This window comes from Arthrobacter sp. BL-252-APC-1A (assembly GCF_009696625.1).
Taxonomy (GTDB): Bacteria; Actinomycetota; Actinomycetes; order Actinomycetales; family Micrococcaceae; genus Arthrobacter_B.
In genome coordinates this window covers 1-9,200 of record NZ_VULS01000019.1, presented here as the reverse complement: position 1 = coordinate 9,200, position 9,200 = coordinate 1, and the positions used below count along the sequence as shown (strand labels likewise).

At 63.6% G+C, this 9,200-nt stretch carries 9 protein-coding genes; 5 read left to right on the top strand and 4 right to left on the bottom strand.

The annotated features are described in order from the left end of the window. Window positions 1–673: 673 nt before the first annotated feature. Window positions 674–1,213, top strand: coding sequence for a chloramphenicol phosphotransferase CPT family protein (locus FYJ28_RS16820; protein ID WP_055240970.1), 540 nt, complete (start codon window positions 674–676; stop codon window positions 1,211–1,213). A 77-nt stretch (window positions 1,214–1,290) separates the two neighbouring features. Then, window positions 1,291–1,419 carry a hypothetical protein gene (locus tag FYJ28_RS17575; protein WP_268235048.1) on the top strand — a complete coding sequence of 43 codons (129 nt, stop codon included), beginning with the start codon at window positions 1,291–1,293 and terminating at the stop codon, window positions 1,417–1,419. Between the two features lie 151 nt (window positions 1,420–1,570). Here FYJ28_RS17575 and FYJ28_RS16815 read toward each other — a convergent pair whose 3' ends face one another. The 3 genes from FYJ28_RS16815 to FYJ28_RS16805 form a co-directional block, all read right to left on the bottom strand. After that, window positions 1,571–2,146 carry a dihydrofolate reductase family protein gene (locus tag FYJ28_RS16815; RefSeq protein ID WP_152275385.1) on the bottom strand — a complete coding sequence of 192 codons (576 nt, stop codon included), beginning with the start codon at window positions 2,144–2,146 and terminating at the stop codon, window positions 1,571–1,573. Window positions 2,147–2,322: 176 nt separating this feature from the next. Further along, window positions 2,323–2,589 (bottom strand): hypothetical protein, encoded by a 267-nt coding sequence (locus tag FYJ28_RS16810; RefSeq protein ID WP_152275386.1) that lies wholly within the window; start codon window positions 2,587–2,589, stop codon window positions 2,323–2,325. Between the two features lie 586 nt (window positions 2,590–3,175). After that, the gene (locus tag FYJ28_RS16805) at window positions 3,176–3,658 is read right to left on the bottom strand and encodes a helix-turn-helix transcriptional regulator (protein ID WP_154580158.1); all 483 of its coding nucleotides are present in this window, start codon (window positions 3,656–3,658) and stop codon (window positions 3,176–3,178) included. Between the two features lie 414 nt (window positions 3,659–4,072). Here FYJ28_RS16805 and mobC point away from each other — a divergent pair, with 414 nt between their 5' ends. Then, window positions 4,073–4,471, top strand: a complete 399-nt coding sequence (gene mobC / locus FYJ28_RS16800) for a plasmid mobilization relaxosome protein MobC (protein WP_154580157.1) — start codon at window positions 4,073–4,075, stop codon at window positions 4,469–4,471. A gap of 344 nt (window positions 4,472–4,815) precedes the next feature. Next, window positions 4,816–5,817, top strand: coding sequence for an adenosine deaminase (locus FYJ28_RS16795; RefSeq protein ID WP_154580156.1), 1,002 nt, complete (start codon window positions 4,816–4,818; stop codon window positions 5,815–5,817). On the opposite strand, the gene FYJ28_RS16790 is transcribed toward FYJ28_RS16795, so the two are convergent. Continuing rightward, window positions 5,814–7,121 carry an APC family permease gene (locus FYJ28_RS16790; protein ID WP_154580155.1) on the bottom strand — a complete coding sequence of 436 codons (1,308 nt, stop codon included), beginning with the start codon at window positions 7,119–7,121 and terminating at the stop codon, window positions 5,814–5,816. The two genes, FYJ28_RS16795 and FYJ28_RS16790, sit on opposite strands and share 4 nt — an antisense overlap. Before the next feature lie 128 nt (window positions 7,122–7,249). On the opposite strand from FYJ28_RS16790, the gene aspS reads away from it, so the two are divergent. Next, entirely contained in the window at window positions 7,250–9,043 is a 1,794-nt protein-coding gene (aspS, locus tag FYJ28_RS16785; RefSeq protein ID WP_326831795.1) for an aspartate--tRNA ligase, read from the top strand. The last annotated feature ends 157 nt before the right edge of the window (window positions 9,044–9,200 follow it).

Here is a 9,200-nt window from a genome sequence, read left to right as displayed (position 1 = left end):
CACCGAAAACGCCGCCAACGTGCCCTCGGACGGCTGACACCCATCGAATTTGAGACAATAAAAAACGCGGCCTCAGCCGCGTAAAAAATTATCAACCCCAGCTGTCAACGAAACCTTCAGCAGTCCCTCTTGCCTTGGCTGGATGTTCGCCGAAGAGCGCCCCAATGCCGCCGGACGGACATGTCTTTCTAACTGTCGTAGTTCTGGAAAATGGCGGGTCTTCTGTCGTGCCGGACTGTCAGGTACAGCTAGAACCCTTATTTGGTGAGCCAGCCACAGTAACGGCGTCATCTGGAACTTCGGACCAAAACGGCCGTGTTGAGTTTGTGCAACCGCATGGGTTGTACGAAATATCCACACAGTGCCCTGGAGCGAGTCCGAGTGGCCCTGACCTAGCTGATCTGGAAGGCCCAGGGATCACGTATGCGGACTATCAGGTCATCGCAGGCATTCCCCATCAATGACAATGCCCTGCCAACTTCTAGGGGTCGGCTTGATCTTTGACCGCTCAAACATGAGGGAGCAACGCAGGGCACCCGCTGAAGGATCCCTTAGCGGGCACATCGTTTGCGAGAGTTGATCGGGTGCCCGTATGACGACCGGCTTGCGGGCGTGCCTCAATCCTCAATTTCCGTACTAGGCTCGACGGGTGTCTACCAATCAGAATCCCCAAGTGATCATACTGAACGGCGGCTCAAGCTCCGGCAAGTCTTCAATTGCTCGGGCTCTTCAGGAAATCCTCCCAGGCATTTGGTTGACTTTCGGCGTCGACACTTTCATCGACGCACTTCCTGCCGGGGGTGACAGTCCGCGTGCGGGAATCACCTTCGAGCAGGACGGCACCATCACTTTCAGTGCTGAGCATCGGGCCTTGGAACGCAGCTGGTACACCGGACTCAGCGATATGGCCCGCGCGGGAGCCCACTTGATCCTCGATGAGGTCCTTCTGTCAGGGGGAGCGGGTCAGGATCGTCTGCGGTCAGCCTTCAGCGATGTGGAGCTGATTTGGGTGGCGGTGCGCTGCGACCCGGACGTCGCCGCATCCCGCGAGGCACGACGCGTCGACCGCGTGGAAGGGATGGCTCGACAGCAAGCCCTAAGCGTGCACGACGGAGTTGACTACGACGTCGAGGTCGACACCACCTATCGCTCAACGGAAGGGTGCGCACGCGACATCGCGCGCCAGCTCTCGCTTGAGGCTTTCATCCGCTAAAGGATCCTTCACCGGGACAGCGGTATCCAGTGGACCCGGTAGCGGGCAAAACGTAATCAGCCGCCCGCACTTACCCCGTGGCGACCCGGTGGTTTCTCGACAGCGAGGGATGCCTCGCCATCCCAGCGAATCCCGGGCTGGGACTGGAGCTGGATCACGAAGCGGTGAAGTTCTACACAGACGGTGAGGACCTCTTCTCTCTCTAATTCAGAACTATGCCGCCGCAGTCTGCTGACAGCGACACCCGTGCGGAGTTGTGTGTGTGGGGGGAGAGAGATTGCGGCGCGGCTCGCCCAACCTGGCGGGTGTATGGGAGAGAAATCGCCCGCAACCGGTTCCGCTCAATGTGCTGCGGCGTCATCGTTCCTGCGTGTATTCGGCCAGTACGACACCCGATTCGTATGGAGTGATGGCGAGCGGTCGCAAGGATGCCGGATCGTAGCGCCGGTCGCCGAACAGGCGAATGCCGTGGCCGAAGAGGACCGGGTTGAGTTTGAGTGCGAGACGGTCGATTTCATCGGCCAGCGCCGCGGCGAGGATCCCGCCCCCGCACAGCCAGATGCCTGCGCCGTCCTCGGCCTTCAATTCACGAACGACCTCGACAGGATCACGATCGGTGAATTCGACGCCGGCAGCGCCTTCTGGTGACTCGTGTCCGCGGGTGAACACGATCTGGCGGAGGTGGCGGTAAGGACTAGGGAGGTCTGGCAGGCCGACTGCGTACGTGTTCCAGCCCATGAGTACCGTATCGAAAGGGCCGCGCTCGACGGAGAGACCCGCCGCCTCGGCGAGGTCGGTCGGCGCGGTACCGCGGTACTTCTGCCATATCCCCGCAGCGTGGTCTCCCTCGGAGACGAACCGGTCGAATTCACCGGAAGGCCCCGCGATGAACCCGTCCATGCTGACGGCGACGTAGTAAGTGAGTTTTCGCATCGTTTCTCCAATCACAACAGTTGCCAGTTCGGCGGCAGTGCGCTTCGATCCCTTATCGCGGCGAGGTGCTCTCGCGAGCTGACCCGTCTCAATCCGAGCTGCCAGCGTTGCAGAGTCCGCACAGCAACGCCGGTGTGCTCCGCAGGCCGCGTCCAGGGCATCGACCCACCTTGCTGCTATGTAGCCGATGAATTGACCGTTCTTCGGGCACCCCGACGCCCACCGGTTTCGTCGAGGCCTAGCTTCTTCAGCTCGTCCTCGCTCCATCCGTCCCGGATGGCGCGGGTGTACGCGCGCTTGTTCTCCCGTTCAGCTTCCTTCATCTGGTCCAGAAGCTCGTCTCGGCGCTGCCGAGCTTTCACGAGTTCAGTCACGGAGGCGATCCGGGAATCCAGGAGTTTACGAGCTTGATTCTGCGTCGTTTCGAGATCAATGGCTGCCATGCCCGACACACTAACTACGCCAGAAGTCCGGCAACAGAGCAGCACGGATTCTGCTTCTCATCGAACATGGGAAATCCCTCTGCGAACGGTCTAGCGGTCATGGCCCGTTCCTTCGGAGACACCCCGATAAGAACGGGTTACCGGAGAGTCACAAGGTGCTGAGTATGGTGCGTTCTGTGGGCTTGGTCCGTCGAGAACGGAAGGAAAACTCGCCTCCACATAAGCTGGCAGCGATCCCCGAGCGGGAGCCATTGCTGACGGCACAACCGGTGGGATTCTTCCGGCGGCAGCGAGTACCAGACTCTCTTGGAACTGTCGGTTTACTGGGTCCGTCTGATCCACCCAGGTCTGTTGCTTCAGGCGCTGCAGACCGGCGCGAAATTGTTCGCTCCAGTTGTCGCCGAGGAGGGGAATGTCAGCGGCGTTGGCGAACCCGAGGATGTTGCCTCGGATGGGAAGCAGGACGCCGGCATTGGACGCTGCTGCGGCATGCCACGTTCTGTGTCTGCCGTCGGACCATCCGCTGTCCCAGGGGTCCATCGTTACTGCTTCGCCAGGACCGAACCATGACCGCACGATCTTGAGTTCAAGATCTGACAGTCCGGGATCGTGCACACGGATCCGGACTTCCATCCGGGCCAGGACCGGCCGGTGAGACCCCTGAAGCTAGGACATCACCGACGTCCTGAATGGTCCTTCCGATGGCCTTCCAGTCCTGGTCGTAGGACTCCCAGCGGGGAAACGCGCCGTGGTCGGGATCAGCCACCCGTGCGCCCAGCTGTTCCGGCGTTGCACGCCACCAGGTGAGCGGACGATGCACCTCGACGCTCAACCAGTCAGCGTCGTTCTCTCCGAGGCCTTCGGTGAAAGCCTCTGCCGGGAAGTCATGCCAGCGTGAGTTCGCCGGATCGCGGAACCACCGTTCGACGTGTTCGGGCGTGTAGCGGATGACCCGTGTGCCGAGTACGTAGTAGTCCGGGCCGATGTTCCGGCGCCGCCATTCCGTGAGTTCCTGAATGGTGACGCCGTATTTGTGGGCTACTTGTTCCGGGGTGATGAGCTGTTTCACGGGTTTGCTCCTTTTTGTCTTGGCCACCGTTCCTTTCGGCACAGCCGTCACCTCTTGGCCGCGAAGTGAATTGGCCAGCCGGAGCCGGGGGAGCGTGGAATACCGGAGGGAGCGAAGCGAGTGAGGATATGCCGCGAAAGCCGCCGGTGCAGGCTTGCCAAGAGAAGGGCGGACAGTACCCTCCAACGCCGAAACGGAACGGCGCAGCCGGTCAATGTGGCAGGAGCGAAGCTCCCCGAAGTCGGTAGAGCCGCGGGAACGCTTGCAGCGTTTGTTCGCGGAGCAAGCTATAGACTTAGGTCCCCCAAGTCGCTTGCCACTGTGGACGTGTGTCCGGTCGTGGGTCACACTGGGCGTGTGGTCCCCGCCGCAGGGGCGGGGTCGCTGCGCTGGGCCGAGAGGCAGGGGAGTGGCATGGGGCATCCGTCCGAGGGCCGGTTGTTTGGCCGCCGCCGGCGTGCCAATGTGCAGGGCGGCCGGCAGCACGATCACCGGGTGAAGGTGACCCCGGAAGAGGAAGCGCAGCTGCTGCGTCTGGCTGAGGCCCAGCACGTCACTGTTCCCCGGCTCCTCGTTGAGTCAGCCCTGGCATCAGCTGCCGGTGAGACACCTACGGAACGCAAGCAGGCCATGGCTGAGCTCTTTGCGCTTCACCGGCTGCTGGCCGCGGTGTCCAATAACGTGAACCAGATTGCCCGGGCCACCAATGCCTCAGGAGAGATCCAGGCCGAGACCGCGGCGACGGTGAAGAAGGTCCGGGAGGTTGCTGTCCGGATTGACCGGGCTCTCGACGGACTGGGTTTCGGGCAATGATTCCGAACGTGGTGCGCGGTGAACGCATGTCGGGTCTGATGATGTATTTGGTCGGGTCGGGCAAGACCAACGAACACACCTCACCCGGGAACTGCGCCAGGCTGCCGGAAAAGCGGGCGACGCCGATACCCTCCACCTGTGGGCGGGCACCGGCTGGCGGAGCGCGCCCCGGCGTCCGGCAGCGGACATCATCGCCTGGCTGTCCGGGCCGGAACACACCCTGCAGTAGCCAATCTCACGCGTAGGCAGGGACGGGCCGGAATGGTTTGGACAGTCCGGGCATCCTAGGCTGAAAGGGAGGGAGCGGCACGCCGCGCCCGCCCGAAACCTTTGAGAGGACCGTCTTGAGCAAGCTGCCCTGCGCCGAACTCCACCTGCACATTGAAGGAACGCTGGAGCCGGAACTGATCTTTGAACTGGCTGCCCGCAACGGCATCGAGCTGCCCTACGCGGACCTGGATGAGCTCCGTGCCCGCTACGAGTTCACGGACCTGCAGTCCTTCCTGGACCTCTACTACGCCAACATGGACGTGCTGCGCACCGAAGCCGACTTCGCCGCCATGACCCGCGCCTACCTTGCCCGCGCAGCTGCCGCCGGGGTGCGTCACGTTGAAATGATGGTGGATCCCCAGGCCCACCTGGCCCGCGGAGTCGCGCTTGAAACCTGCATCGGGGGAGTGGCGTCCGTACTGAAAAACTCCGAAACTGAGTTCGGAATCTCTACGGCGCTGATCGCGGCATTCCTGCGCGACCGTCCGCAGGAGGAAGCGTTACGGGTCCTCGCCGACCTGCTGGCCATGGACGCGCCCATCATCGGGATCGGCCTGGACTCAGCCGAGCTGGGCAACCCCCCGGAGGACTTTGTCCCGCTCTACGAGCAGGCCCGTGCTGCCGGCCTGAAGCTGGTGGCCCACGCCGGGGAAGAAGGTCCGTCGCACTACATTGAGCAGGCACTGGACCTGCTGCTGGTGGACCGGATCGACCACGGTATCCGCTGCATGGATGACCCAGAGCTGGTGGCACGGCTTGAACGCGACCAGATTCCGCTGACCATCTGCCCGCTCTCCAACGTCCGCCTGCAGGCCGTCGATTCACTGGAGAGCCACCCGCTGCCGCTGCTGCTCGAACAGGGGCTCAAGGTGTCGGTGAACTCCGACGACCCTGCGTACTTTGGCGGCTACGTTGACGACAACTTTGCCGTCCTGCGCGAAACGTTCGACCTCAACCCCGCCCAGCTGGCCAGGCTCGCGGAGAACTCGATTACGGCGTCGTTCGCTTCTGCTGAACGTAAGGCCGAGCTGCTGGCCGAAGTCGAGGCCTGGCTCCTGGTGGAGGGGATCGACTAGTCAGGCGGCCTGACCGGTCCGCCGCGTGCATCGCCGCGCCCGCGGCGGAACGTCAGCCGCACCACAGCGCCGGCAACAACGGCCATCAGCCCCAGCGAGATGTCCAGCAGCGGAAGCGAGAGCGCCAGCAGCAGCGTTCCGGCGATTCCGACCACATTCAGCACCCGCGGCGTGTACCAGCGGCGTTTATGCAGCGTAAAGGCAATCACCGCGGTACCTCCGGCATACAGCAGCCCGGTGAACGCAGCGACGCCCAGCAGAGTGGACAAGGGGAATGCAACCACCAGAGCCATAACGACGGCGGCGCCGGCCACCACGCCAACCCAAGGGATTTCCGGCCTGCCGCGGAGCAGGGACCGCTTCCGCCCGAACGGCGCAGGCAGCTCACCCTCCGCGGCCATGGCCGCCCCGATCCGGGCACAACCGGAGTTCAGCGCTGACAATGCACCCAGCCCGGTGGCAGCCGCGGCGATCAGGACAACGCCGACTCCCACTCCGCCGCTCATGTCGGCCACCGGCACCACCATTGGTGTGGTTTCGGCAGCGAGCCGGGCCGGGCCGAAGTAGCTGAGCAGGGAATGGCCCAGGACCAGATACAGCCCCAGGACGACGGCGATTGCTGCCGGAAGTGCCAGGGGAATGTTTCTGCCGGGGGATCGGACATGGGGTCCAAGCGAGGCGAGGTACCCGTAGCCAATGAAGGCAAAGTAGAGCAGGGCCGAGGATTCAAGGAGTCCGGCGAGACCGGGTTCGGGCAGCGTAGCGAGCTTGGGGTTGCCGGCCGGCAGCTCGGAGTTGAACGCCACCACGGCCACAAAGGCAAGCACTGCAATCACGAAGGCAACGATGAACCGGGATACCCAGTCGCTGCGGGTTGCCCCTAACAGGTTGAGCACTGCGGTCACGGCTACGGCCGCGACGGCCACCGCCACAGCATAATCGGGCGCCAGATACGTGCCCACCATCAGGGCTGCCACCGCGGAGGCCGCCAGCCGGGAACATAAAAAGACCCACCCGGTGACGAAAGCCGCGGTGGGGCCAAGGATCACCCGGGCGGCCCGGGTACCGCCGTCGTCGTAATTTGCCTGGCCCTCATTAAGGGCTGCACTGATTTGGAAAACCGCGACGCCGCAGGCATAGGCGACGACAGCGGCGATCACCAGGGGAACGGTCAGCGGGCCGCCGTCCGCGGCCACGGCTGCAGGGAAGACAATGAACACGCCCGCACCGACAATGGAACCGATGCCGACAGTGGTCGCGTCGAAGCCCCCCAGCGGGCGGGCAGTGGCAGCATTGCCGGACAAACGGGCCTCCGATCGGTCAGCCCTTGGCCGGGAAGCTTGGGGAACACCGGTAAACTCAAAGAAGATCTTTACTCACAATGGGCGGAAACTGGTGTTTTCCGCAAGTAACCGTAGTTGAAAGGAATGCTGTGCTGCGCACACATGCCCTTGGTTCCCTGAGGGCCGAGCATATTGGACAGACCGTCACCCTGGCCGGCTGGGTAGCCCGCCGCCGGGACCACGGAGGCGTCGCCTTCCTCGACCTGCGTGATGCCTCGGGCGTGGCCCAGGTCGTCGTCCGTGAAGAGGACGTTTTCCACGGCCTGCGCAACGAGTACGTCCTGCAGATCACCGGCAAGGTGGAGCGCCGCCCCGAGGGCAACGAGAACCCCGCGCTGGCCACCGGCGAGGTGGAGGTTATTGCCGACGACGTCGTCATCCTGAACACTTCGGATCCGCTGCCGTTCCAGATCGATGAGCATGTTGAGGTCGGTGAGGAAGCCCGCCTGAAGCACCGCTACCTGGACCTGCGCCGTCCGGCTCCCTCCGCGGCACTGCGCCTGCGTTCCGAGGCCAACCGCGTGGCCCGCGAACTGCTCCACGACGAGGGCTTCGTTGAAATCGAAACCCCGACCCTGACGCGTTCGACGCCGGAAGGCGCCCGCGACTTTGTGGTCCCGGCACGCCTGGCACCGGGTTCCTGGTATGCCCTGCCGCAGTCACCGCAGCTGTTCAAGCAGCTGCTGCAGGTTGGCGGCTTCGAGAAGTACTACCAGATTGCCCGCTGCTACCGCGACGAAGACTTCCGCGCCGATCGCCAGCCGGAGTTCACGCAGCTGGACATCGAGGCCAGCTTTGTTGAAGAGAACGACATCATTGCCCTCGGCGAGCAGATCGTAAAGGCACTCTGGAAGCTGATCGGCGTCGAGATCCAGACCCCGATTGCCCGCATGACCTACGCGGACGCAATGGCCCGTTACGGTTCGGACAAGCCGGACCTGCGCTTCGGCCTGGAGCTGACCGAGCTCACGGAGTTCTTCAAGGACACCACCTTCCGCGTCTTCCAGGCACCGTACGTCGGCGCCGTCGTAATGCCGGGCGGTGCCTCGCAGGCCCGCCGCACCCTGGATGCCTGGCAGGAATGGGCCAAGCAGCGCGGCGCGAAGGGCCTTGCCTACGTGCTGGTTCAGGAAGACGGCTCCCTCACCGGCCCGGTCGCCAAGAACCTCACCGACTTTGAGCGCGAACACCTGGCAGAGAAGGTCGGCGCCAATCCCGGCGACTGCATCTTCTTCGCCGCCGGCCAGACCAACGAGGCCCGTGCCCTGCTCGGCGCTGCCCGCGTGGAAATCGGCCACCGCACCGGCCTGATCGACCCGAAGGACTGGGCTTTCGTCTGGGTTGTTGACGCCCCGATGTTCGAGCCCGCCGCAGCAGCAGTTGCAGCCGGCGACGTCGCAGCAGGCGAAGGCGAGTGGACCGCAGTGCACCACGCGTTCACCTCCCCGAAGCCCGAGTTCCTGGACACCTTCGACAAGGATCCGGCCTCCGCACTTGCCTACGCGTACGACATCGTGTGCAACGGCAACGAAATCGGCGGCGGCTCAATCCGTATCCACCGCCGTGATGTGCAGGAGCGCGTCTTCAAGGTCATGGGTATTTCCGAGGAGACCGCCCAGGAACAGTTCGGCTTCCTGCTTGAAGGTTTCAAGTACGGCGCCCCGCCGCACGGCGGAATCGCCTTTGGCTGGGACCGCGTGGTGGCCCTGCTGGCCGGCGCCGATTCAATCCGCGACGTCATCGCCTTCCCGAAGTCCGGCGGCGGCTACGACCCGCTGACCTCCGCTCCCGCGCCGATCAGCGCCCAGCAGCGCAAGGAAGCCGGCGTGGACTTCAAGCCGGAGAAGAAGCAGGGAAAGCCTGCTGAGACTCCTGCGTCCTAGCTGAAATGTAAGAGACCCGGCCGCCCCTTGTGAACTGCTCCCCGAAAGTTGGACTGAGAAATCAGTTCACTCTCGGGGAGCAGTTCTATGCACAGCAGCAGTTCATTGTCGGAAGAGCAGCGTGAGGCAGCGGTAGCCTTATTTGAGCTGGGTTGGG

Coding starts and splice junctions, on each gene's coding strand:
- FYJ28_RS16815 (WP_152275385.1), bottom strand. CDS start 2,146: ATGCGAAAACTCACTTACTACGTCGCCGTCAGCATGGACGGGTTCATC.
- FYJ28_RS16810 (WP_152275386.1), bottom strand. CDS start 2,589: ATGGCAGCCATTGATCTCGAAACGACGCAGAATCAAGCTCGTAAACTC.
- mobC (WP_154580157.1), top strand. CDS start 4,073: ATGGGGCATCCGTCCGAGGGCCGGTTGTTTGGCCGCCGCCGGCGTGCC.